Source organism: Marinobacter sp. BSs20148 (assembly GCF_000283275.1).
In the GTDB taxonomy this organism is placed as follows: Bacteria; Pseudomonadota; Gammaproteobacteria; order Pseudomonadales; family Oleiphilaceae; genus Marinobacter; species Marinobacter psychrophilus.
In genome coordinates this window covers 4,039,085-4,063,864 of sequence record NC_018268.1, presented here as the reverse complement: position 1 = coordinate 4,063,864, position 24,780 = coordinate 4,039,085, and the positions used below count along the sequence as shown (strand labels likewise).

Here is a 24,780-nt window from a genome sequence, read left to right as displayed (position 1 = left end):
AACAGCCTGTGGAAAAAAATAATCATATATTTCAATTAATTAGATACTTACTGACAGCCTTGTGTACAGAAAATAAAAGCTTAAAAGTTACCCACAGACGTATGTGTGTATCCACCCCTAACCCCTGTGGAAAACCTGAGTACGCAAGGTGCATAACTAACCAAATATTCCCGACCTTAAGTTATCCACAATTCATATCCCCCTTATCCACAGCCCCCACTGGCACTTATCATCACCTTCACCAACTGGACACCTATATGATTTATATCGTTTTAAATCGCTTATCCACAGAAAAAGGCCTGTGTAATAACAGTAGTATTCAATCTTTAAAGAGAATTATAAAAGAACAATTACTACTGTTAACTCAACGTTTTTTTACGTTTTTTGATCGGACGAGACACCCAGTGACAAAAACCATTGGCCGAGCCTCTCAAGCTTATTCCAGCACCCGTAAAAACAACCCGTTTATTAGCGTTGAATTCCCACCAAAATTTGCATAGAATACCGCTCCTGTTTTGGTTGTTCATTTTCCAACCACAGACTGAATTCCTAATCCAGAATTGTGAGATCATTCCCATGAAAAGAACGTTTCAACCAAGCGTACTGAAGCGTAAGCGCGTTCACGGCTTTCGTGCCCGTATGGCCACTGCAAATGGCCGTAAAGTTCTGGCTCGCCGTCGTGCAAAAGGTCGCGCACGTCTGTCTGCGTGATTTTTGGTCTGCCGCATGAAGGCTTTGAGTTTTCCGAAATCGCATCGCCTGCTCAAACCGGCTGATTACGGCAAAGTCTTCGATGACGTGCAACTGAAAGTTCCGCACCGGAATTTTCTGATTCTGGCAACGCCCAATTCTCTTGGACATGCCAGAGTCGGTCTTATATTTGCAAAAAAGAACTTGAAGCTGGCTGTACAGCGCAACCGTGTTAAACGCCGAATTCGTGAAACATTCAGGTTGAAGCAGCAACTCCCGGCACTGGACATCATTGTTCTTGGCCGTCAGGGTTTAGCTCAGTTAGACAATAATCAGGTCAATCTAGCCCTGCTGGATCTCTGGCAGCGATTGGAACGCAAATACAGTAAGCTGCAATCTGCCCCGGCATCCGTAGCCTTGATACCACTTGGCAAAGCAGAAGGAACGGAATAATGCGCCAGCTTTTGCTGCTGCCAATTCGTTTTTACCAGTATTGCCTTAGCCCGATGCTGCCCAGCCGCTGCCGTTATTACCCCACCTGTTCAGATTACGCTGCCCAAGCTATTACCCAGCACGGCGCCGCCAAAGGCTCTTTGCTCGCACTAAAACGCTTGCTGCGGTGTCATCCATGGGGGAGTTCCGGTTATGATCCGGTTCCCGGCACCTGTTCTGCCAAGCACCATCAAGTTCCAACAACTCACAAACCCAGACAGTAAATTTATGGATATCAAGCGCATCGTACTTTTTGCCGGCCTGGCAGTTGTCAGTTATTTGATGATACTCGCCTGGAACAAGGACTATCACCAGTCTGTGCCAGTTGCTCAAACCAGCGAGCCAGTCAACTTTGCCACCGCTGGCAACAACGACGCTATGACGTTGCCAGAAGCAGGCCAAGTCAACACCGATGAGTTCGCCACTCCGGAAAGCGGAACGTCGCTAAGCAATACAAATATCATCAGCAACGTTAGCAATCAGTACGTTCACGTCATAACCGATGTGTTTGATATCACCATAGACCGGGTTAGCGGTAATCTTGTCAGCAGTTCCCTTCTGCAATACGACAAAGAATTACACGGCGACGAGCCATTAAAGCTTCTGTCGAATACCCAAAACCGGCTATACGTTCTCGAAAGCGGGTTAATAGGTCGCGATGGCCCGGACAATAGCCGTAATGGCGATGCACCGGTCTACAGCTCAACTCAGAATAGCTATCAAATGGCGGAAGGCGAAAATCAGCTTGCAGTGGATTTGAACTACACCACTAACAGCGGCGTAAATATCATTAAACGCTTCACGTTCAACCGCGATGACTACCAAATTGATATACGCTACTTGATCGATAACCAGTCAGAAACTGAGTGGCAAGCGAACTTTACCGGCAAGATTGTGCGTGACCAAGCCGGTGATCAAACATCCCAGAACAGCATGGGTATTAAAGCTTTCTTGGGATTGGTCATCAGCACGCCTGAAGATCCTTATGAAAAGTATGATTTTGACGATCTTAAAGACAAACCAGTTAACCAGTCTGTCACCAACGGTTGGATGGCGTTTCTACAGCACTATTTCCTGACCGCCTGGGTACCAGAACCAGACCAACAAGCCCAGTTCCAAACCACTCGCCGCGGCCCTTTGGCCGTTATGGGTTTTGTCTATCCAGCGACTAATGTACCTGCTGGCGAAACTGTTGAAGTGGGCGCATCAGCCTACATTGGTCCAAAAATTATTGACCGGCTGGAAACGGTGGCTCCGAACCTGGACCGTACCGTGGACTTTGGTTGGCTGTTCTTCATCTCGCTACCATTATTTGTTGTTCTAAATTGGTTTCACGGCATCATCGGTAACTGGGGCGTGTCGATCATACTGCTGACCGTTTTGGTTAAAGGCCTGTTCTTTCATTTGTCAGCAACCAGCTATCGCTCTATGGCACGAATGCGCGCCGTAGCGCCTAAGTTAGCTAGTATGAAAGAATTATACGGTGATGACCGCCAGCGTATGTCTACAGAAATGATGGCGCTGTACAAGCGTGAGAAAATTAATCCGTTAGGCGGCTGCCTGCCCATATTGGTGCAAATGCCGGTATTTATTTCCCTATACTGGGTTCTGTTTGAGAGTGTGCAACTGCGCCACGCACCCTTCGCGCTGTGGATTCACGATTTGTCGGTGATGGACCCGTACTTCATTTTGCCGATTATTATGGGTGCCAGCATGATGTTGCAGATGCACCTTAACCCCACGCCGCCAGACCCCATGCAGGCGAAAATTATGAAGTTGATGCCGGTCGTATTCACCATCTTCTTCCTGTGGTTCCCGGCAGGTCTGGTGCTGTACTGGGTCGTGAACAACGTTTTGTCTATCAGTCAGCAGTGGTACATTACTCGCAAGATTGAAGCTCAAATGGCGGAAAAAAAGCACTCATAATCTAGTCAGGCAGGTTATCCAGCAAGGGCTCCGTTACGGAGCCTTTGTTGTTTCAGTACGTTGGAAAACACAGTGTTATAAACCGTTTGATCCCGCTTATATTAATCTGGAGCCGCGGCCATGAATCACCCCACAGAAACGATTGCAGCCATCGCCACCGCACCTGGCCAAGCCGGCGTCGGCATTGTGCGGGTTTCTGGCCCTCAAGCGACTGTTATTGCCCACAGCCTGCTGGGTTACGAACCCAAACCGCGTTACGCCCACTACGGCCCGTTTAAAGACCGCCAAGGCGAACTGATCGACGAAGGTATTGGTCTGTTTTTTCCAAACCCCCACTCGTTCACCGGTGAAGACGTGTTCGAACTCCAGGGCCATGGCGGAACCGTTATTCTGGACTTGCTGTTGCGGGAGGTGTGCGCTCTGGGTGCAAGGCTGGCCAGGCCTGGAGAATTCTCTGAGCGCGCGTTTCTTAATGACAAGCTCGATCTGGCCCAGGCAGAAGCCATTGCTGATCTGATTGAAAGCAGCTCGGAACAGGCAGCCAGATGCGCGGTGCGTTCCATGCAAGGCGTGTTCTCGCGGCGTATTGAAACGCTGGTGGACGCTATTACCCACCTGCGGATTTATGTAGAGGCCGCTATCGATTTTCCAGAAGAAGAAATCGATTTTCTGGCCGATGGAAAAGTCGCCACTGATCTTCAGAGTCTGCGAGACCAGCTCCAGGGCATCATGCTGGAAGCCGAGCAGGGCACTATTTTGCGCGATGGCATGAAAGTGGTGATTGCCGGAAGGCCCAACGCCGGTAAATCCAGCCTGTTGAACGCCCTTGCCGGCCGTGAGGCAGCGATTGTTACCGCGATCGAAGGCACTACTCGCGACGTATTGCGGGAACACATTCACATTGACGGCATGCCGCTGCACATCATCGACACCGCCGGCCTGCGCGATAGCCTAGACGAAGTCGAACAGATTGGCATTGCCCGTGCCTGGGATGAAATTCGCCAAGCCGACCGTATACTGCTGATGGTGGATGCCACCACCACCGATAAAATCAGCCCCGATGAAATTTGGCCAGATTTTATTGACCAGCTGCCAGCTGCTGCACCGATTACGGTCATCCGCAATAAGGTGGATTTGTCGGGTGAGAGCGTGGGTTTATTTGAACTATCTCCGCAGCAGGCCCCGGTGATCCGTTTGGCAGCTAAGTCCAGCGCGGGTTTGGACGCACTCAGGGATCATTTAAAGCAGTGCATGGGCTTCGCGAGCACCACTGAGGGCGGGTTTCTAGCTCGCCGCCGCCATTTGGACGCGCTCGAACGCGCTGCCGGATTCCTGGTTCAAGGTCAGGCTCAGCTTGAAGGCTATGGCGCCGGTGAACTGCTAGCAGAAGATCTGCGCGCTGCGCAGAATGCACTGGGGGAGATTACTGGAAAGATAACGCCGGATGAGCTTTTGGGCAAGATTTTCGGCTCATTTTGCATAGGGAAGTAAAATAACAATAGAAAATTACCTCTTCACAAACGTTTTTTTGACGCGCCATTAGCCAGATAAAGTGATTATTTACACACCGGCTCCATTGGACAGAATTCAGAAATTTGGCTAACGTTTGATGCGAATCTGATTTCGCCAAGGAAGAGATCGCCTATGGATACCAACAAACACACCCTTTTTACCTTGTTTCAGCAATTAGGCCTGGCAGCCGACGATGCCAGCATGGAGGAGTTTGTGCGTCAGCATTCTCCACTACCACCTGAAGTTGTGCTGGCAGACGCAGGTTTTTGGAGTCTGGGTCAGTCCCAGTTTTTACGAGAAGGCCTAGAAAGCGATAGCGACTGGGCCGAGGCCATTGATAAGCTAAACGCTCTGTTACGACACTGACCCGCGGAATGCAAAGTAAGGGTGACAAGGTCGATACGACTGCGGTCCATTCCCCTGAACAGAATCATTTGCTGGCTGCTTTTCTGGCTTGCGTTAGTTAGAGAGTGGGTCTTCCCGCACCTGAAATCGCGGTAGTAGGTTTTCAAGGCATGGTTGACGTTATCGAAAGCAAAGGCAACAAGCCTTGATTTTGCCGCTGTGTACCGGCATGAAGTTAGAGAGATTCACGGCCTATAACGTGTCGATGTTCTAAAGCGAGGAAGATCCCATGACTGAACGCTACCGAAATTTTCATTTGCAACCGCTGGCAGGGGAGTGGCGCGAAGGTAGCGGTAAAGATGCCCGTGCCGTTGTGAATCCATACACCGGCGAAACACTGGTTTCCATTCGTTCTGCGACGTTTTCTGATCTGGATGCGGCCTACAAAAAAGCCGCAGAAGCCCAGGTTAACTGGGCAGAAGCGCCTCTCGCCGAACGCGCCGCATTGCTGCATAAAGTAGTGTCCATTTTTGACCAGCGCAAAGAAGAGATCATCGACTGGCTGATCCACGAGTCTGGCAGTACCCGTTTAAAAGCGACTATTGAATGGGACAGCGCCCGCGCCATTACCCAGGAAGCTGCCAGTATGCCGGCTCGCGTTCACGGCGCGACCATGGCCAGCAACATTCCGGGTAAAGATAACCTAGTGTTTCGCCGGCCACTGGGCGTAGTGGGTGTGATCAGCCCCTGGAATTTCCCGCTGCATTTGTCGCAGCGTTCGGTGGCACCGGCGTTGGCTTTGGGTAACGCGGTGGTGATCAAGCCCGCCAGCGATACACCCGTCACCGGCGGTTTATTGCTGGCTCACATCTTCGCCGAGGCCGGTTTACCTGCGGGTTTGCTTAGCGTGGTGGTTGGCCCGGGTTCTGAAATTGGTGATGATTTTGTTGCCCACCCCATACCCGCTCTGATTTCCTTCACCGGTTCCACTCCTGTGGGTAAGAACATTGGCAAATTGGCCGCGGGCGGTTCTTACCTGAAGAAAGTGGCTCTGGAACTGGGCGGTAACAGCCCGTTTGTGGTGTTGGAAGATGCAGATGTCGAGCAGGCTGTAAAAGCAGCGATTTTTGGCAAGTTTTTGCACCAAGGCCAGATCTGCATGGCCATTAACCGGATTATTGTGCACCAGCGGGTTTATGAACGCTTTGTGGAAGGTTTTGTGGCCCATGCCGGGAGGTTGAAAGTGGGTGACCCCTCGGCCATGGACACCGCTATTGGCCCCATCATTAACAAATCCCAGCTTGAAGGGTTACAGCAAAAAATTGCCAAAGCCAAAGAGCAGGGCGCCAAGGTTCTCCTCGAGGGTGATATTCACGGGCAGATGGTGCCGCCACACGTGTTTGGCGATGTTTCTCCTGATATGGACATCAGCCGCGAGGAAATTTTCGGTCCATTGATTGGTATTCAGAAAGCCCGGAACGAAGAGCACGCCCTGGAACTGGCCAATAACACAGAGTTCGGCTTGTCTAGCGCGGTGTTCTGCGGAGACCTGTACCGGGGCCAACAATTTGCCCGCAAGGTTAGGGCCGGCATGACCCATGTGAATGATATGCCAGTAAACGACGAAGCACACATGCCTTTTGGCGGTGAGAAAAACTCGGGGCTGGGCCGTTTTAATGGCGACTGGGCCATTGACGAGTTCACCAGCGTACAGTGGGTGAGCGTGCAGCGGGAGCCCAGGCATTATCCGTTCTGATAAAGAGTGGATCAGGAGAGGCTAATGGATATTCAAGTAGCAGTCACCCATCAACAATGTGACCCATTCAAACTGGAAGCGGCACAGCTTGCTGATTCCAAATTTGATGAAATCCGTGTCCGCATTATGGCGACCGGCGTTTGCCACTTATGCCATTGCCAAATCCAGAAATGCGGTAAAAGTCGATGTGGTAGCGGAAGTCAAAAAGCTTACCGGTGGAGGCAGTCATTATGCGCTTGAAACCACCGGTGTGCTCCGGGTGGTCAAGCAGTCACTGAATGCCTTGCGGTCACTGGGAACCTGCGCGATCGTCGGCATTACACCCTAAGTGAAGCTTGATATTCACAATGACTTGATGGCTGAAGGCAAGAGCATGATAGGTGTCATTGAAGGTGACTCTATCCCCAGGGTGGTTATTCCGCAGTTGATTGCGTACTACAAAGCGGGCCAGTTTCCGTTTGACAAACTGATCAAGTTCTATAATTTTCAGCAAATTAATCAGGCATTTGAGGACTCAGCGAGTGGCGCTATCATAAAGCCAGTTGTGAAGATGGCCTGATAGCACTAGGCAAGGCTTGTTGCCTGTTTCTTTACAGGCAACAAGCCTTGAATTTCCTGCCGCTGCCACAGGGGCAGAGCTCATTTCGACCGGGTTTCAAAATACCCTCGTGGGGTTCACCTTGCAGGTAATACCAGTGGCCATTTTCCCGCACAAACTGGGAATATTCCTGTAAATAGCCCCAACCCGGATGTAATCGATAAATGGCCTGAAAGTGTACTTGGCCCGTGTCGCCGGTTTGGCTGCTATCCAGAATGCGCAGAGTCACCCAGTCTGGCGTGTCATCCAAATTCAGTGTTGGCGGTCGAGTGCTTGGGTGCCAACTGGCGCGCACATAGTCACCTAGCTTTAGCGCAAACCCACTAAAACGTGAGCGCATGAGAGTTTCGGGCGTGCTGGCAGTAGCTCCGTCGTGATAGCGCTGGCAGCAGTCTGCGTAGGGTGTCTGATTGCCGCAGGGGCAGTGTAGGTTAGTATATTGGGTTGGCATGACTCTCTGGTACGTGTCGAAAATATGCCAATCAGTGTAACAGCCCAGGTATTCGTGCAACCGGATCCATATTTTTTTCGCAGCTGCAATCCGCCTTTACCGGCTTTTTTCCTTATAGTGATTATATTGAAATCGCTGGGTAAAAAGCCGGAAATGGCATTTGGGTGATTGATAAAAGTATGACTAATGTTATGCCGTCAGCCGCGGTAATATTTCAGCGCTGTGGAGTCCTGGTGTAAACTTGCGGTCCAACTCTCTTAAAGCCGCCTGTTACCCGTAAACGACAGGACGACAAAAACAAGGACACAGCGTCATGAGTGATACCCCGCAAGACCCTCGCCGCCGTTATTCCGCCCCGGTTGTGGACGGTGTGGCTAAATCCGCCAGCCGTTCCATGCTGAGGGCCGTCGGTTTTAAGGACGAAGATTTCAGTAAACCGCAGGTCGGCATCGCATCAACCTGGAGTATGGTTACCCCCTGTAATAGTCACATTCACGAGCTTGCCGAGATTGCTTGTAAGGGTGCGGACCAAGCCGGTGGCAAAGGCGTTATTTTTAACACTATTACGATTTCTGACGGTATTGCTAACGGCACCGAAGGCATGAAGTATTCTCTGGTGTCGCGAGAAGTCATCGCAGATTCCATTGAAACCGTGGCCGGTTGTGAAGGTTTTGACGGTTTGGTTGCCATTGGTGGCTGTGACAAAAACATGCCTGGCTGCATCATGGGCCTGGCGCGGCTTAACCGGCCCAGCGTGTTCGTTTATGGCGGTACTATTTTGCCTGGTGAAGGTCACACCGACATTATTTCAGTGTTTGAAGCGGTGGGCGCCCATGCCAAAGGCGAACTGTCGTTGATTGAAGTGAAGCATATTGAAGAAACTGCTATTCCTGGCCCCGGTTCCTGTGGCGGCATGTACACCGCCAATACCATGGCCTCGGCTATAGAAGCACTGGGTATGAGCCTGCCTGGCAGCTCGGCGCAGAATGCGGTGTCGAATGACAAAAAAGCCGATTGCGAAGCCGCCGGTGCCGCGGTCATGAATCTGTTGGATCGAGATATCAAACCTTCCGACATTATGACTCAGCACGCCTTTGAGAACGCCATCACTGTGATCATCACCTTGGGTGGTTCCACCAACGCCGTACTGCACCTGATTGGTATGGCGAACACGGCGGGTGTAAAGCTAACCCTGGATGACTTCACTCGCATTGGTAAAAAGGTTCCATTGTTGGCGGATCTGCGCCCTAGCGGCCATTACATGATGAGCGAATTGGTGGCCATTGGCGGCATCCAGCCACTCATGAAAATGCTGCTAGACGCCGGCATGCTCCACGGTGAATGCCTGACAGTAACTGGCAAAACCCTGGCCGAAAACCTTGCCACGGTAGAACCTTATGGCGATGGCCAGAAAATCATTATGCCTCTGGACCAGCCCATCAAAGCGGAAAGCCACCTGCGCATTCTGTTTGGTAATCTGGCGCCGGAAGGCTCCGTGGCAAAAATTACCGGTAAGGAAGGCACCCACTTTAAAGGTCAGGCGCGGGTGTTTGGTTCGGAAGAAGAAGCCCAGGCACGAATTCTGGACGGCACTGTGGTGGCTGGCGATGTGCTGGTTATCCGCTATGAAGGCCCACGCGGCGGCCCCGGCATGCGCGAAATGTTGTCACCCACCTCGGCGATTATGGGCCGTGGGCTGGGCAGCGATGTTGCTTTGATAACCGACGGTCGTTTCTCCGGTGGCAGCCACGGCTTCGTAGTAGGCCACATTACGCCGGAAGCGTTTGATGGCGGTCCTATTGCCTTGGTGCAAGACGGTGACGAAATCGTGATTGATGCCGTAGCCGACACTATTGAGTTAATTGTCAGTGACGACGAACTGCAACACCGTCGCGACGCCTGGCAGCAACCGCAACCGCGTTACACCCGCGGTGTGCTAGCCAAGTATGCGCGCACCGTGAGTTCGGCATCGACCGGTGCAGTGACCGACCTGCCCGAGCCTTGAGGATAAGCCCGGCGCCGTTACCGCAGATAGCGGTACGGCGCCGAGCGTAAATTGCCTATATCTTCGCTATGCAAACCAATGGGTAGTTAACGAAAAAGCGGCTTCAGACAACATCAATCAAGCTTTTTGCAACCGCTTTGCGCTCTAATAAAGCACACTTTAAATTACCAAAATCCGAGAACACGTTCAGGTTCCTATCAATGTCACTCCCCCTAACTGCGGCTGCCCGACGGTGGTCGGTATTCCTTCTTGGTGTGTTTTTTGCCCTATTTGCTTTTAGCGGTTCTGCCTTTGCCGCATCGACTGAAACCATGGATCTGACCAACCATCCGGTCGGTTATATTGCCGTTATGCTGTTCGTAATAGCCTATATTTTTGTCATGATGGAAGAAAAGCTGCATCTGCGAAAATCCAAGCCGGTGTTGATAGCCGCAGGTTTAATCTGGTTTTCAATAGCTGCGGTTTATGTTGCCAACGGCGATACAGAAAGCACGGCGGAGGCACTACGCCACAATCTGCTGGAATTTTCCGAGCTAATGCTGTTTTTGTTGGTCGCGATGACCTACATAAACGCTATGGAAGAGCGCCAGCTGTTTGATGCTTTGCGGGCCTGGTTGGTTGGCAAAGGTTTTAGTTACCGGAGTTTGTTCTGGATTACCGGTGTATTGGCATTTTGCATATCGCCGGTGGCCGACAACCTGACGACGGCTTTGCTGATGTGCGCGGTACTTCTAAAAGTGGGAGAGAACAGTCCGAAATTTATCAGCCTGGGCTGTATTAACATTGTGGTGGCAGCCAACGCCGGTGGTGCATTTTCGCCTTTTGGCGACATCACTACGTTGATGGTGTGGCAAAAAGGTGTGGTTAATTTCGCCGAGTTTTTTGACCTGTTTATACCAGCGCTTGTCAGTTTCACGGTGCCGGCGATTATCATGAGTTTCTTCATTCCCAATGACATGCCAAACCCGGCGACAGAAGCGGTTATTATGAAACGCGGTGCTCGCCGCTGCGTTGCCCTGTTTCTATTGACCATTATCACCGCTGTTTGCGGCAGCAACTTCCTGCACTTGCCGCCAGTGGTGGGCATGATGATGGGTCTAGGATACCTTCAGATATTTGGTTATTATCTGGGTCGGACGTTCAAACAACACGTGGAAAACGAACGCAAACGGGCCGAAGTGCACCAGGATTTCCGCCTGCTGAACCGCCTGGACAAGGCGCTGCCGTTTAACGTGTTCAACCCGATTGCCCGTGCTGAGTGGGACACCCTGTTGTTCTTCTACGGTGTGGTTTTGGCGGTGGGTGGTCTTGGTTATATCGGTTACCTGAGCGAAATTTCCACCATTATTTACACCGGCTGGAACCACACCCTGGCGAATGCTGCGGTGGGTATTTTATCGGCGGTGGTGGATAACATACCGGTGATGTTCGCGGTGCTGTCGATGAATCCTGACATGTCCCATGGCCAGTGGCTGCTGGTTACCCTGACAGCGGGTGTGGGCGGTTCCATGCTTTCTATTGGTTCGGCTGCTGGTGTCGCACTCATGGGCCAGGCCCGCGGCCACTACACCTTTATGAGTCACCTGCGCTGGACGCCAGCTATTGCCCTGGGCTACGTACTGGCCATATTGTCCCACCTTTGGCTTAACGCAGGTCTGTTCTGAAACTCTGGCGCCCACCGAAATCTGATCGGAACCTCGGGCGCCAGCGTAGTCTCCCCAACCAAGCGCTATTCTTGTGGCGGCCGCCATATTACGGCCGCCACACCACGCCATAGTCTCAGGGAGAGTAAAAATGATGAAAATTTTGAGTGTCAGCCGTGTATGGGGCTGGAATCGACTGTGGATACTGCTACCGTTCTTTCTACTTGGCGGCTGTGCCGGCCCGTCGTTGGATGATTATCAAGATCGCTCACCGGCGCTGGTACCTGACCAATTCTTCGCTGGCAACCTGTCTGCCCGCGGTGTGGTCAAAAACTGGTCTGGCGCTGTTATTCGTACCTTTGATGCTGACATCAAAGCATCGTGGACTGAGCAAGGCGTAGGCACGTTAAACGAAGTATTTCGCTTTGATGATGGCGAAGTACAAGCCCGGGTATGGACTTTAACGCCAGATGGCGAGAGTTATCGTGCTACCGCCGGTGATGTTACCGAAGCTGGCACCATGCGCTGGTCTGGCAATGCCATACACATGAACTATATGCTTGAGGTGGCCTACGGTGATGGCACCCTTGAAGTGCGTATGGATGATTGGATGTATCTGGTAACGCCGGATACATTGATCAACCAAACCACCATGAGTAAGTGGGGAATTGATGTGGGTGAAATCGTTTTGGTTATTCAAAAGCAACCCTGACCGCCAGTGCAGCGTGAAAGACTGCGTGCGAATTGAAAAAGACACAGGCTGAACGATTATGAAGCAATGGTTGATCGCGGCGATGCTATTGGTGGCTGCTCTTGCGGCAGCGTGGCTGGTGCAGTATTACAACAGTAACGCCGATGCGGGTGCCGCGAGTGCCCGCGAGCGGGCGCCTAGATCGGTGGCCGTGGCGTTTCCGGAACGCACCACCGTGAGCGACCGGGTAAAAGCGGTAGGTAATCTGCAGGCCGAAGACTCCATTGCCTTGACCACTGAACTCAGCGGCCGAGTGGTGCAACTGAATCTCGAACCCGGACAGCGGGTGGCTGAAGGTGATGTGTTACTTCGTCTGGACGACCGTCAGGCCCGGGCCGATCTGCAGGTTATAGAGGCGCGCTTAGCTGACGCTAAACGCCAATACGATCGAGCCCGCCAGCTGGTCACCAATAACAACATCGCCATTGCCCAGATGGACGAGTTGCGCACCGCTGCCGACGTGCTTCAGGCTCAGCGCGTAGCAGCCAAAGTAAATTTGGAAAATCATCGAATTATCGCGCCGTTCGCCGGCGTTATTGGCCTCAGTGATATCAGCTTGGGGGCTTACGTCACCGCCGGCACCCGCCTTGCAACACTCGACAGTACCCGCCGTATGGAGCTGAACTTCTCGGTGCCGGAACGCTACCTGGGCCAGCTCAGAGCTGGCCTAACCGTGCAGGGCGAGTCTCCGGCTTACCCAGGGCAGTCGTTTGGCGGCGAACTGGTGGCGCTGGATTCGCGGGTTAGCGAGCTCAACCGTTCGCTGGCGGTGCGCGCGCTGATCGACAACGCCGATGGTCGCTTACGCCCGGGCCAGTTCATGTCGGCTAGCCTGACTTTGCAACAGCGTCAGTCCTTGGTGATTCCTGAACAAGCGGTGATCGTGCGCGGTGATAACAGTTACGTGTTCGTGGCTGAAGATGGCATTGCCCGGCGACTGACGGTGAGCTTGGGCGCGCGTCTGCCGGGCAAGGTAGAGGTGACTGCGGGCCTGGAGGAGGGCGTCGAGGTTATTGTAACCGGCCAGGATCGTTTGAGCAGTGGCGAGCGGGTGTCGCCGAACCCTGACGCTCAACTGCCTGTTAATCGCTTTATTTCAGGCGCAGGCGCAGACAACGGCGGGGAGTCTTAAGTCATGGTGCTGTCCGATGTGTCCATCAAGCGACCGGTATTAGCCACAGTATTGAGTTTGTTGATTGTGGTGTTCGGCTTGGCTGCATTAGTAGGGCTACCAGTGCGTGAATACCCGGATATCGACCCGCCTGTGGTGTCCATTAGCACCGATTACACCGGCGCCGCCGCCGAAGTGGTGGATACCCAGATTACCGAATTGATTGAAGGCGCCATCAGCGGTATCGAAGGTATACGATCCATTGAATCTTCCACCGAGCAAGGCGAATCTCGTACCAGCATTGAATTCAATACCAGCCGCAATATCGACATTGCCGCCAACGACGTGCGCGATGCGGTCTCGCGCATCAGCAACCAGCTGCCGGCAGAAGCCGACGCGCCGGTGGTAAGCAAAGCCGATTCCGATGCCCGCCCAATGATGTGGATCACCTTGCGCAGTGACGTGTGGGACAGCGCAGAATTGAGCGATTACGCCGACCGTGTTCTAGCAGACCGCTTCTCGGTGCTGGATGGCGTGGCGGATGTGCGTATTGGTGGCGAACGCCGCTACGCCATACGGGTTTGGCTAGACCGGGAGAAGCTGGCCGCGCGGGATGTTACCGTCGCCGAAGTGGAACAGGCTCTGCGGGCTAACAACGTGGAACTGCCTGCCGGATCGGTGGAATCGTCTACCCGCAACTTTACTGTGCGCGCCGAAGGCCGGCTGACCACCGTTGATGAATTCCGCAATCTGGTGGTGCGCCGCTCTGGCAACGATCTGCTGCGCCTGGGTGAAGTGGCCAATGTGCAAATGGGCGTAGAAAACGATGCCGGTAGCCTGCGTGCTAGCGGCAAAACCTCCATAGGCTTGGGCATTATCCGCCAGTCCAAAGCCAACACAGTGGCGGTGTCCGACGCCGTGCAGGCGGAGCTGGCGCAGATTCGCGAATCCTTGCCCCCGGAAGTGTCGATTCTTGAAAGCTACGACGAATCGGTGTTTATTCGCGCATCGATCAAAGAGGTTATAACAACTCTGGCGATTTCAGTGGCCTTGGTGATTTTGGTGATCTTCCTATTTTTGCGCTCCTGGCGCGCCACCCTGATCCCTGCGGTGACCATTCCAGTCGCGGTGATTGGTGCTTTCATCGGCCTCGGCTTTCTTGGTTTCTCGGTTAACGTGCTGACGTTGTTAGCGGTAATACTGGCTATTGGCCTGGTGGTAGACGATGCCATTGTGATGCTGGAAAACATTCAGCGTCGCATTGATAACGGCGAAGCGCCGTTGCTGGCGGCCTATCACGGCGCGCGCCAGGTGGCGTTTGCAGTGATTGCGACGACTGTTACCCTGGTGGCGGTGTTTGTGCCCATCTCCTTTATGGGTGGCAACGTGGGCCGGCTGTTTGCTGAATTTGGTTTTACCTTGGCCGCTGCGGTGGTGTTCTCCAGTTTTGTGGCGCTCACCTTGGCGCCGATGCTGTGTTCAAAATGGCTGCGCCCTAGCCCCAAGGCCGGGCAGAGCAAGGGCTTTTGGGCGGTCATTGAAAAAAGTCTTGATGGTCTTACCAGTGGTTATCGTCGGGTATTAGAATTTGCCCTGCGTCAGCCCGGTTTGTGGTTGGGATTAGGGCTGGTGGGGCTGGTGGCCGCTGGTGCTATTTACCCCCAGTTGCCACAAGAGCTGGCGCCAACCGAAGATCGTGGCACCATCATCATGCCGGTTAGCGCTCCCCGCGGCTCCACCGTGGAGTTCACCGACCACTACGTGCGCCAGGCTGAAGCTCAGCTGTTGCCCTACCTGGAAGAAGGCATAGCCAGCCGGATGTTGTCTATTGTGGGCTTTCGCGGAGAGGAAGACCGCGGGTTTATGATCATGGGCCTGGTACCCTGGAATGAGCGTGACATTAAACAGCAGGATGTGACTAATCAGATCCGTCAAAAAATGAGCCAGATCTCCGGGGTGCGGGTTATTCCCATTAATCCCCCAGGCCTGGGTCAGCGCGGCTTCAGCCAGCCGGTGGAATTTGTGGTAGCGGGGCCGGACTACGAATCGGTGCAGGCGTGGAGTGAAGAACTGATCGAACGGGCAAAACAGAACCCCAATCTGCTCAGTCTGGAAACCGATTTCGAGCTGACCCGGCCGGAACTGCGGGTAAACATAGACCGCGAACGCGCTGCCGACCTGGACATTACCGTGCAGGATGTGGGCTTAACCCTACAAACCATGCTGGCCTCGCGCAAGGTGACGACCTACATTGATCGTGGTCGCGAATACGATGTGGTAGTGCAGGCGGCAAATGCTGACCGTGCTACGCCGGAAGACCTAGGCCAGATTTTCCTGCGCCCGCGAGAAGGCGGGCAGATGGTGCCTTTGCAAGCTTTAGTGAGTTGGGAAGAAATCGGCGCCAATCCGGATTTGCGCCGTATCGATCGGCTGCCGGCGGTGGTGATCAGTGGTTCCTTAGCCGACGGTTATGATCTGGCCTCTGCACTGGATTATCTGAACACCTTGGCAATGGATACCTTGCCACCAGAAGCAAGGGTAAGCTATCGCGGGTTGTCGCGAGAGTTCCAGGAATCTTCATCGGCTATTTTTATCACTTTTGGCCTGGCATTTTTGATTGTATTTCTGGTGTTGGCTGCGCAGTTTGAGAGCTGGATTCATCCGCTGATCATCATGTTGTCGGTGCCGTTGTCGATTACCGGTGCACTTATGGCCCTGTGGTGGACTGGTATCAGCCTGAATATTTACAGCCAGATTGGCATTATAATGCTGCTGGGGTTGATGGCGAAAAACGGCATTTTAATTGTTGAATTTGCTAATCAGCTGCGGGATCAGGGCTATTCGGTTCGCGACGCTATTGTGGAAGGTTCTGTTTTGCGTTTCCGCCCGGTACTGATGACCACCATCTCTACGGTGTTTGGTGCTGTTCCTCTGGTACTGGCCACCGGTGCCGGCGCCGAAAGCCGTGCCGCCATTGGCGTGGTTATACTAGGTGGGCTGGTATTCGCCACCAGTATGACGCTGTTCATTGTGCCGGTGCTGTACAATCTGCTGGCGCGCTTCGCCAGCTCTTCCAACGCCGTTGAGAAAAAGCTGAAAGCGCTCAGCGAAAAGCCAACCATGCCGGCTGATGCAGCGACTGTAACGGGCGCCGACCAGCGGCTCTGAATTTGCAGCCCCCGGGCTTATCCCGGCGAAATTCGGGAGACACCGTTTTGGCCAGCCCCAACGCCAGCTTGAACCAGTTTCAGCTATTGCGCCAGCGGCGGTTTTTGCCGTTTTACCTGACCCAGTTCAGCGGCGCTTTCAATGACAACCTGTACAAAAACGCGCTCTTGCTGCTGATCACCTTTACCACCGTAGGCTGGGCCGGCCTGCCGGTTGACCTGGTGGTTAATCTTGCTGCATTTCTGTTTATTGTGCCCTATTTTCTCTTTTCAGGACTGGCTGGCCAGCTGGCTGACCGCCATGAAAAAGCCCGCATTATTCGCTGGGTGAAAGCCGCAGAAATCGTCATCATGACCTTGGCTGCGTTGGCGTTATGGCAAGGTTGGTACGGCGTATTGCTGTGTCTGCTGTTCTTGATGGGCACTCAGTCCGCTTTTTTTGGTCCAGTCAAATATTCCATTCTGCCCCAGGTACTGGAGCCCAGCGAGTTGGTGGGTGGTAATGGTCTGGTGAGCGGCGGCACATTTGTGGCCATACTGCTGGGCACCATTGCCGCTGGGGTGCTGGCCAGTTTTCCCTTGGCAACCCCGCTGATAGCTGCTGCTGTGGTCATTATGGCGTTATTGGGTTACCTGAGTGCGCGCAAAATACCCGCTACGGTCGCGCCGGAACTACCGAAATCAATGAGCCCCATGCGCTGGCAGCCCCTGCGGGAAAGTTGGCGCCTAATGGCGGTGGCCGCCGAACAGCGTCCGGTGTTGTTGGCGATATTGGCCATCTCCTGGTTCTGGTTTTTGGGCGCAGCCTATCTAACCCAGTTTCCCAATTTTGCCCGACTGCACCTGCAGGGCGATGAAACCGTTGTTACCTTGTTGCTGTCACTCTTTATTGTCGGAATTGCCAGTGGTTCGGTGTTGTGTGAGCGGCTAACCCACCACAGTGTCAGTCTGGCGCCCGTGCCTTGGGGTGCCTTGGGTTTAACGTTACCGGGCATCGATCTGTTTTTCGCACTGCCGGCCAGCGCCGAGCCAACAACCTGGTGGTTGTTACTGAGCCAACCTGAATACTGGAGGCTGCTGGTCGATCTGGTGTTGATTGGCGCCGCCGGCGGGCTCTTTATTGTGCCTTTGTACGCCTATATTCAGAGCGCCACCGAGGCCCACAAACGCGCCCGTATTATCGCCGCGCTGAACGTCATCAACTCGTTGTTTATGGTGGTCAGTGCGCTGGCGGGTATGCTACTGCTGGGAATTGCCGGTTTGAGTATTCCATTGTTTCTGTTGATCTTATCTGTGGTGAATCTGTTGGTGCTGCCGCTGGTGTTATGGATTCGTCGCTACAAAGGGCAAGAATCAACCGTCAAACATGTGGATAAATAAGTGAACAAGCTTTGGGCAACAATTGAGATTATTTTTTAAAAGATATACAAAACAAATTGTTATGCTGTTAATAAGGGCAATTAACAAATGCGTCGATCTGTGGATAACTTTATAGTGATGTACTTGAACAAGCTCTGGCAAGCGGTTGAAATTTAGTCAATTTCACGGCCATTTTTGAGGCCGTTGACGAATTTTGTAAAGGGTTGCCTTAACTGGTTAAAATTTGCACATCCCGACTGCAATTTAGCAGCCGAGGCGTTATACTCACTGCCTTGTTTTTACTTGATTCTGTTCCCGTTGTTTGAGGTGATTTGTGGATTTTTCGACCCGTTTCGATGTAATTGTAATTGGTGGTGGCCATGCGGGCACCGAAGCCGCGTTGGCAGCGGCGCGTATGGGCTCACAAACCCTGTTGCTGACCCACAACATTGAAACTCTAGGGCAGATGTCCTGCAACCCGGCCATTGGCGGTATTGGCAAAAGCCATCTGGTAAAAGAAATTGACGCGTTAGGCGGAGCCATGGCTCGCGCCACGGACAGGGCCGGCATCCAGTTTCGCGTTCTGAATGGCCGCAAGGGCCCTGCCGTGCGCGCTACCCGCGCCCAGACCGATCGCATTCTGTACAAAGCTGCCATCCGCGAAATACTGGAAAACCAGCCTAATTTGACTCTGTTTCAGCAGTCCGCCGATGATCTGATCGTGGAGAACGAGCGGGTAACCGGCGTCGTCACCCAGACTGGCATCCGTTTCCTGGGCAAAACAGTAGTGCTGACCACCGGTACTTTTCTGGGCGGTATAATACACATTGGTATGAAGAATCATGCCGGTGGCCGTGCTGGTGATGCTCCGGCCAACGCGTTGGCTCAGCGCCTGCGGGAATTACCGTTTAACGTTGGCCGGCTAAAAACGGGCACGCCGCCGCGTATTGATGCCCGCAGCGTAGACTTTTCAGTGATGCAGCAACAGTGGGGCGATGACCCAACGCCGGTTATGTCGTTTATGGGTTCCCGCGATGAACACCCACGGCAAGTTTGCTGTTACATCACCCGTACCACCGAAGAAACCCATGACATCATCCGTAGCGGCTTTGATCGCTCACCGATGTTCACCGGCAATATCGGCGGTGTTGGCCCCCGCTACTGCCCGTCTTTAGAAGATAAGGTAAGCCGGTTTGCCGACAAGAGCTCGCACCAGATTTTTGTCGAGCCTGAAGGCCTGACCACGCATGAGCTTTATCCCAATGGCATTTCCACCAGCTTGCCGTTTGATATTCAGGTTAGAGCTGTTCAGTCGATTCCGGGCTTTGAGAAGGCCCACATCATGCGCCCGGGCTACGCTATCGAATACGATTATCTAAACCCTCAGGATTTACGCCACACCCTGGAAACCAAGTTCATTCAGGGTCTGTATTTTGCCGGCCAGATTAACGGGACTACCGGTTATGAAGAAGCGGCAGCCCAAGGCTTGCTTGCGGGCATTAACGCTGCACGGCAGGCGCAGGAAAAAGACGCCTGGTATCCGCGCCGTGATGAGGCCTACATTGGTGTATTAGTGGATGATTTGATCACCATGGGTACCTCCGAGCCTTACCGGATGTTCACCAGCCGCGCCGAATACCGACTCATTTTGCGTGAAGACAACGCCGACCTGCGGCTGACCGACAGCGGCCGCGAACTGGGTCTGGTAGACGACGAGCGCTGGCGTAAATTCAACGCCAAGCGCGATGCCATAGGTACTGAGCGCAGCCGCCTGGAAGGCACGCGCGTGCATCCGAACACCGCTGCGGGTGAGCGTGCCAATCAGTATCTGAAGCAGCCTCTGGGCCGTGATCACACATTGGCCGAGCTGCTGCGACGCCCGGAAATAGTTTACGCCCACATTGCCGATATCGCGGAATATCGGGCCGATGACGCCATAGTGGCTGACCAGGTTGAAATCGAGATTAAATACGAGGGCTATATTTCGCGCCAGGCCGACGAGATCGAGCGCCTTCGCAAAAATGAGAACACCGCGCTGCCAGTTGATCTGGATTATGGCATAATTGGCGGATTATCCAACGAAATCAAGCAGAAGCTAGGAGCCGTGCGACCCGAAACCGTCGCCCAGGCATCCCGAGTTCAAGGTGTTACACCGGCCGCCATAAGCCAGATTCTGGTGCATATGAAAAAGCGCGAATTGTTGCGCAAGCAGAGCGCGTAAATGGCACAGAATCCAGTATGGCAGCGTCAGCTTGACGAAGGCCTGACGCAAATGGAGCTTAAGCTCGACGCCAGCCAACAGCGACAATTGTTGGCATTTTTGGCGTTGCTGGCCAAATGGAATAAGGCTTTCAACCTGACCGCGGTGCGTGACGAGCGCGAGATGGTATCGCGACAACTGCTGGACAGCCTCAGCATTGTGCCGTTTGTGACCACCCATCACTTGCTAGACGCCGGTGCTGGTGGCGGTTTGCCAGGAATTCCGCTGGCCATTGCCCTACCAGACACGCGCTTTACCCTACTGGACAGTAACGGTAAGAAAACCCGCTTCCTTAAGCAGTGTGTGCTGGAGTTGGGATTGCGCAACCTAGACGTTATTCACAGTCGCGCCGAGGCGTACCAGCCCCGTGAGCTGTTTTCCCAGATCAGCAGCCGTGCGTTTGCCGCGCTGGACAACCAAGTGAACTGGTGCAACCACCTGCTGGCAGGTAACGGTGAGTTTATTGCCATGAAAGGCCAGTATCCCGATGATGAAGTGGCTGCCCTTGGCTGTGGCTGGCAGGTAAACTCTAGCCATGGGCTGGCAGTACCCGGCGTAGAGGGTGAACGTAACGTGCTGATTGTTGGACGTAACGGACACCCACACTGAGGAATTCAGCAGCGCTGATCCTCTCACTGACAACAAAACCTGACACAGGAGGCAAGCGATGGCGCGCGTGATTGCGGTGACCAATCAGAAAGGCGGTGTGGGTAAAACCACCACCTGCGTCAACCTTGCCGCATCTCTGGCAGCGACCAAACGCCGGGTGCTGCTAGTAGACATGGACCCCCAAGGCAATGCCACCATGGGTAGCGGCATTGACAAAAACGCCCTGCAACTCTCTGGTTATGATTTGCTCACCAAGCGCGCTAGCGCCAGTGAGATCATCATTCATAACGAAATGGGCGGTTATGACATTATGCCGGGTAACGGTGATTTGACGGCCGCTGAAGTGGAGCTGATGATGGAAATCGGCCGCGAGCATCGTCTGCGTCAAGCCCTGAACCCGCTTCGTGACAACTACGATTACGTGCTGATTGATTGCCCCCCATCGCTGAACCTGCTGACGGTGAACGCGCTCTCGTTCGCCGATTCCATTCTGATTCCGATGCAATGTGAGTATTACGCGTTGGAAGGCCTGGCAGCGCTCATGAACACCGTGCAGCAGATTCAGGAAACGGTAAATCCTAATCTGCAGGTTGAAGGCATTCTGCGGACCATGTACGACCCCCGCAGCAGTTTGACGCGAGATGTGTCTGGTCAGCTCATCGAATTTTTTGGTGATAAAGTGTATCGCGTCGTCATTCCCCGTAACGTACGCCTGGCGGAAGCACCCAGCCACGGCATGCCTGCCTTGAAGTACGACAAAGCCTCGAAAGGCGCTATTGCCTATCTGGCTCTAGCGGGTGAGATGGTTCGCCGGCACGGAGCAAAGAAAGCATCTGACGCGGTTGCCGTGTAAGATGCCGTCAACGCAAAGTGCAATTTGATGGACATTAACGGAAACAGTGGCTGACACCATGGCGGCGAAAAAACGAGGACTTGGGGAACGCGGGCTAGGAGCCTTATTGGCAAATTCCCGCGTAAATCTGGAGCAGACACCGGCCAGCCAAGACGGCGAGTTGCGGGATATTGCTTTGGATTTGATTCAGCGTGGCCGCTATCAGCCGCGCCGCGACATGGACCCGGCAGCCTTGCAAGAGCTGGCCGACTCCATTCGCCAACAAGGCGTGATGCAGCCAGTTGTAGTGCGCCCTCTGGCCGCCCAACGCTTTGAACTGATCGCTGGTGAGCGCCGTTGGCGCGCGGCCCAGATGGCTGGCCTGGAGTCGATACCGGCTATTATTCGGGACGTATCAGACGAAGCGGCCATCGCTATGGCCCTGATCGAGAACATTCAGCGCGAAAACCTGAATCCCATCGAAGAAGCGTTTGCCCTGCAACGTTTACAGGACGAGTTCGGGCTGACTCAGGCTCAAGTGGCCGAAGCGGTCGGCAAGTCACGTACGACCATCACCAATTTGTTGCGCCTGATTGGCTTGACCGAAGATGTGCGGCTGATGCTGGAGCATGGCGATCTTGAAATGGGCCATGGCCGCGCCATGCTGACTTTGGCGCCAGAGCAGCAAATGCAGGTGGCCCGGCAGGTAGTGGCACGTTCACTATCGGTGCGCCAAACCGAAGCTCTAGTGCGCCAGCTGCAGCAGGAGAAACCTGGTAGCGGCACAGCGGCCAATCCCAGAGTGGACCCAAATATTCGGGCGCTGCAGGACGATCTGGCCGAGCGTCTGGGTGCACGGGTGGCGATTAATCACGGCCAGCGTGGCAAAGGGAAGCTGGTTATCGAATACAGCTCATTGGACGAATTAGACGGAATTTTAGGCCATATCAAGTAGTTTGAAAATAAAACACAGTTTTGGCTAAATAACCAAGAAACACCAGATGTCGTGACTTTTTCAGAGACAGCCACAAATTGTGTGATAAATACGGGTTTCCGGTGGTGTTTTAATGAAGTTCTGGCCAGGTTTCGCTCAGAGCCTGGTTGAACAACAACTTCTAAAATCATATAATTTTGCGCGTTTGTAATGACAACATTGATATGGCATCTCGGCAATCTCGAATCACCTATGTTCCATTAGCTCGTTGGCTGGCCATTGAGTTTACAGGTCTGATTATAATCAGCCTGTTGTGGTCACTACACAGCGTTTTGGCCGGTTATTCCGCCTTCATCGGCGGTCTTATTTTCATAGTGCCAAATGCCTGGTTTGTTCACCGGGTATATCGTTATCAGGGCGCCCGTCACGCGCGCCTAATGGTGGGGAATATGTTCCGGGCGGAATCCACCAAAATTGCCCTTACCGCTGTTTCTTTCGCGGCTGTTTTCACTTTAATGGAGCCGGTATACGTGCCGGCTCTATTATTCACTTTTGCTGTGATGGTTGTAGCGGGCGGCGCATTGCGCTGGCTGATACGGCCACAACCACGGCGATGACTGGACTAGAGCAGAATGGCTGATACCCCAGTAGAGTATATCAAGCACCACTTACAGAATCTGACTTACGGAAAGCTCGACGCCGGCTATGAGCGTTTTGACGGCAGCGTAATGAACGATACTAGCTGGACGTTTGCGCGTACGGCTCAGGAAGCCTCAGATATGGGGTTCATGGCTGTCCATGTAGACACCATGGGCTGGTCCATTGCAATGGGCGTATTGTTTCTGGGCCTGTTTCGCTTTGTCGCCAGTCGCGCGACGACTGGCGTGCCGGGTGGTTTGCAGAATCTGGTCGAAATCACCGTTGAGTTTATAGAAGGTATAGTTCGTGACGGCTTCCACGCCCGCAACCCATTAATTGCTCCACTTGCGATGACGGTTTTCGTGTGGATTCTGCTGATGAACATGCTCAAGCTGATCCCGGTTGACTATATTCCATTGTTGGCCAAGTTTATGGGTCTTGAATACTTCAAAATTGTACCGACGACGGATCCCAACGCCACCTTTGGCATATCCATTGGCGTGTTCATACTGATCATTTTTTACAGCTTGAAGGTCAAAGGTATAACGGGCTTCGCCAAAGAACTGGGCATGCAGCCGTTCAATCACTGGGCGCTGATTCCGGTGAACCTGGTACTCGAAATCCTCGTACTGATTGTGAAACCCATCAGTTTGGCGCTGCGTTTGTTCGGTAACATGTACGCTGGTGAGGTTGTCTTTATTTTGATTGCGCTGCTGCCGTTTTGGGCGCAGTGGACACTGAGCGTGCCCTGGGCCATTTTCCATATATTGGTTATTCCGCTGCAGGCATTTATTTTTACGATGTTGACCATAGTTTATCTTGCATCAGCACATGAAGATCACTGATTTACCCGTTAAAAAGCAAACCCTTAACTATCTGAAAAACTTAGGAGTTCTCAATGGAAATGGTATTTATTGCAGCAGCGATTATCATCGGTATGGGCGCACTGGCCACCGGTATCGGCTTTGGTATTTTGGGCGGAAAACTGCTTGAAGCTACAGCTCGTCAGCCAGAAATGGCTAACCAACTGCAAGTTAAAACCTTCATCATGGCTGGTCTGTTGGACGCTGTTCCAATGATCGGTGTTGGTATTGCGATGTACCTGATCTTCGTTGTTGCTGGCTAAACATAGCCTGAAGATGCGGGCGCTGTTCTGAGCTTCAGAATCAAGCGCCCGGTTTTTGGTTTCCAGCACGCAACGAATAGCAAGAGGTATATTGCCGTGAATATAAACCTTACGTTAATAGGGCAATCGATTGCCTTCGCTATTTTCGTCTGGTTCTGCGTGAAGTATGTGTGGCCGCCGATTACGGCAGCCATGGCAGCGCGCCAGAAGAAGATTGCTGATGGTCTTTCTGCTGCTGACCGGGCTTCGCTGGATCTTGAGCTTGCTCAGGAAAAAGCTGCCCAGAAAATGCAACAAGCCAAAGAAGAAGCCGCCGGTCTTATAGATCAGGCCAATAAGCGCGCCGCCCAGATTGTGGAAGCATCCAAAGGCGATGCCCGCAAAGAGGGTGAAAAGCTCATTGAGCAAGCCCGGGCGGAAATTCAGCAGGAGCGTGTTCAGACTCGTGACGCATTGAGAGCAGAAGTGGCAGTACTTGCCATTGCCGGTGCCGAGAAGATTCTAGAAACGTCTGTCGATGCTAAAGCTCACAGCGACATGCTGAATAAGCTGGCAGCACAACTCTAAGCGAGGG

The 24,780-nt window shown here is 53.1% G+C and carries 24 protein-coding genes; 23 read left to right on the top strand and 1 reads right to left on the bottom strand.

The window, feature by feature from the left end; genetic code table 11:
* The first annotated feature begins 576 nt into the window (after positions 1-576).
* From rpmH to MRBBS_RS19740, 9 genes are all read left to right on the top strand, one after another.
* Entirely contained in the window at positions 577-711 is a 135-nt protein-coding gene (rpmH, locus tag MRBBS_RS19285) for a 50S ribosomal protein L34 (RefSeq protein WP_026224022.1), read from the top strand.
* Positions 712-726: 15 nt separating this feature from the next.
* On the top strand, positions 727-1,143 hold the full coding sequence (rnpA, locus tag MRBBS_RS18555) for a ribonuclease P protein component (RefSeq protein ID WP_014873157.1): 417 nt from the start codon (positions 727-729) through the stop codon (positions 1,141-1,143).
* Entirely contained in the window at positions 1,143-1,406 is a 264-nt protein-coding gene (gene yidD / locus MRBBS_RS18550) for a membrane protein insertion efficiency factor YidD (protein ID WP_014873156.1), read from the top strand. The genes rnpA and yidD overlap by 1 nt, the downstream gene beginning before the upstream one ends.
* 4 nt (positions 1,407-1,410) lie before the next feature.
* Positions 1,411-3,108 carry a membrane protein insertase YidC gene (gene yidC / locus MRBBS_RS18545; RefSeq protein ID WP_014873155.1) on the top strand — a complete coding sequence of 566 codons (1,698 nt, stop codon included), beginning with the start codon at positions 1,411-1,413 and terminating at the stop codon, positions 3,106-3,108.
* Positions 3,109-3,228: 120 nt separating this feature from the next.
* Positions 3,229-4,599 carry a tRNA uridine-5-carboxymethylaminomethyl(34) synthesis GTPase MnmE gene (gene mnmE / locus MRBBS_RS18540; protein ID WP_014873154.1) on the top strand — a complete coding sequence of 457 codons (1,371 nt, stop codon included), beginning with the start codon at positions 3,229-3,231 and terminating at the stop codon, positions 4,597-4,599.
* A gap of 153 nt (positions 4,600-4,752) precedes the next feature.
* Positions 4,753-4,986 (top strand): DUF2789 domain-containing protein, encoded by a 234-nt coding sequence (locus MRBBS_RS18535; RefSeq protein ID WP_014873153.1) that lies wholly within the window; start codon positions 4,753-4,755, stop codon positions 4,984-4,986.
* Between the two features lie 268 nt (positions 4,987-5,254).
* On the top strand, positions 5,255-6,721 hold the full coding sequence (locus MRBBS_RS18530) for an aldehyde dehydrogenase family protein (RefSeq protein ID WP_014873152.1): 1,467 nt from the start codon (positions 5,255-5,257) through the stop codon (positions 6,719-6,721).
* Between the two features lie 88 nt (positions 6,722-6,809).
* The gene (locus tag MRBBS_RS19745) at positions 6,810-7,049 is read left to right on the top strand and encodes a zinc-binding dehydrogenase (RefSeq protein WP_014873151.1); all 240 of its coding nucleotides are present in this window, start codon (positions 6,810-6,812) and stop codon (positions 7,047-7,049) included.
* A complete protein-coding gene (locus MRBBS_RS19740; protein ID WP_014873150.1) occupies positions 7,050-7,280 on the top strand; it encodes an aryl-alcohol dehydrogenase in 231 nt (76 codons plus the stop codon). It abuts the gene before it with no gap.
* Between the two features lie 31 nt (positions 7,281-7,311).
* Here MRBBS_RS19740 and MRBBS_RS18515 read toward each other — a convergent pair whose 3' ends face one another.
* Positions 7,312-7,770, bottom strand: coding sequence for a YchJ family protein (locus MRBBS_RS18515; protein ID WP_264641204.1), 459 nt, complete (start codon positions 7,768-7,770; stop codon positions 7,312-7,314).
* A gap of 313 nt (positions 7,771-8,083) precedes the next feature.
* Here MRBBS_RS18515 and ilvD point away from each other — a divergent pair, with 313 nt between their 5' ends.
* From ilvD to MRBBS_RS18445, 14 genes are all read left to right on the top strand, one after another.
* Positions 8,084-9,775, top strand: coding sequence for a dihydroxy-acid dehydratase (ilvD, locus tag MRBBS_RS18510; protein WP_014873148.1), 1,692 nt, complete (start codon positions 8,084-8,086; stop codon positions 9,773-9,775).
* Positions 9,776-9,975: 200 nt separating this feature from the next.
* Positions 9,976-11,439 (top strand): sodium:proton antiporter NhaD, encoded by a 1,464-nt coding sequence (gene nhaD, locus MRBBS_RS18505; RefSeq protein WP_227497547.1) that lies wholly within the window; start codon positions 9,976-9,978, stop codon positions 11,437-11,439.
* Between the two features lie 130 nt (positions 11,440-11,569).
* Entirely contained in the window at positions 11,570-12,130 is a 561-nt protein-coding gene (locus MRBBS_RS18500; RefSeq protein WP_014873146.1) for a DUF3833 domain-containing protein, read from the top strand.
* Between the two features lie 58 nt (positions 12,131-12,188).
* Entirely contained in the window at positions 12,189-13,301 is a 1,113-nt protein-coding gene (locus MRBBS_RS18495) for an efflux RND transporter periplasmic adaptor subunit (protein ID WP_014873145.1), read from the top strand.
* A gap of 3 nt (positions 13,302-13,304) precedes the next feature.
* Positions 13,305-16,448, top strand: a complete 3,144-nt coding sequence (locus MRBBS_RS18490) for an efflux RND transporter permease subunit (protein WP_014873144.1) — start codon at positions 13,305-13,307, stop codon at positions 16,446-16,448.
* A 47-nt stretch (positions 16,449-16,495) separates the two neighbouring features.
* Positions 16,496-17,827 carry an MFS transporter gene (locus MRBBS_RS18485; RefSeq protein WP_014873143.1) on the top strand — a complete coding sequence of 444 codons (1,332 nt, stop codon included), beginning with the start codon at positions 16,496-16,498 and terminating at the stop codon, positions 17,825-17,827.
* 313 nt (positions 17,828-18,140) lie between these two features.
* A complete protein-coding gene (gene mnmG / locus MRBBS_RS18480; protein ID WP_014873142.1) occupies positions 18,141-20,027 on the top strand; it encodes a tRNA uridine-5-carboxymethylaminomethyl(34) synthesis enzyme MnmG in 1,887 nt (628 codons plus the stop codon).
* Positions 20,028-20,675, top strand: a complete 648-nt coding sequence (rsmG, locus tag MRBBS_RS18475) for a 16S rRNA (guanine(527)-N(7))-methyltransferase RsmG (RefSeq protein ID WP_014873141.1) — start codon at positions 20,028-20,030, stop codon at positions 20,673-20,675.
* 58 nt (positions 20,676-20,733) lie between these two features.
* A complete protein-coding gene (locus MRBBS_RS18470; protein WP_041635393.1) occupies positions 20,734-21,528 on the top strand; it encodes a ParA family protein in 795 nt (264 codons plus the stop codon).
* A gap of 58 nt (positions 21,529-21,586) precedes the next feature.
* Positions 21,587-22,462: a ParB/RepB/Spo0J family partition protein gene (locus MRBBS_RS18465; RefSeq protein WP_041635392.1), complete on the top strand. Its 876-nt coding sequence runs from the start codon at positions 21,587-21,589 to the stop codon at positions 22,460-22,462.
* 203 nt (positions 22,463-22,665) lie between these two features.
* Positions 22,666-23,058, top strand: coding sequence for an ATP synthase subunit I (locus MRBBS_RS18460; RefSeq protein WP_014873139.1), 393 nt, complete (start codon positions 22,666-22,668; stop codon positions 23,056-23,058).
* 15 nt (positions 23,059-23,073) lie between these two features.
* The gene (atpB, locus tag MRBBS_RS18455; RefSeq protein ID WP_014873138.1) at positions 23,074-23,925 is read left to right on the top strand and encodes a F0F1 ATP synthase subunit A; all 852 of its coding nucleotides are present in this window, start codon (positions 23,074-23,076) and stop codon (positions 23,923-23,925) included.
* Between the two features lie 53 nt (positions 23,926-23,978).
* A complete protein-coding gene (gene atpE, locus MRBBS_RS18450) occupies positions 23,979-24,206 on the top strand; it encodes a F0F1 ATP synthase subunit C (RefSeq protein WP_014873137.1) in 228 nt (75 codons plus the stop codon).
* A gap of 96 nt (positions 24,207-24,302) precedes the next feature.
* A complete protein-coding gene (locus MRBBS_RS18445) occupies positions 24,303-24,773 on the top strand; it encodes a F0F1 ATP synthase subunit B (RefSeq protein WP_014873136.1) in 471 nt (156 codons plus the stop codon).
* Positions 24,774-24,780 lie beyond the last annotated feature (7 nt).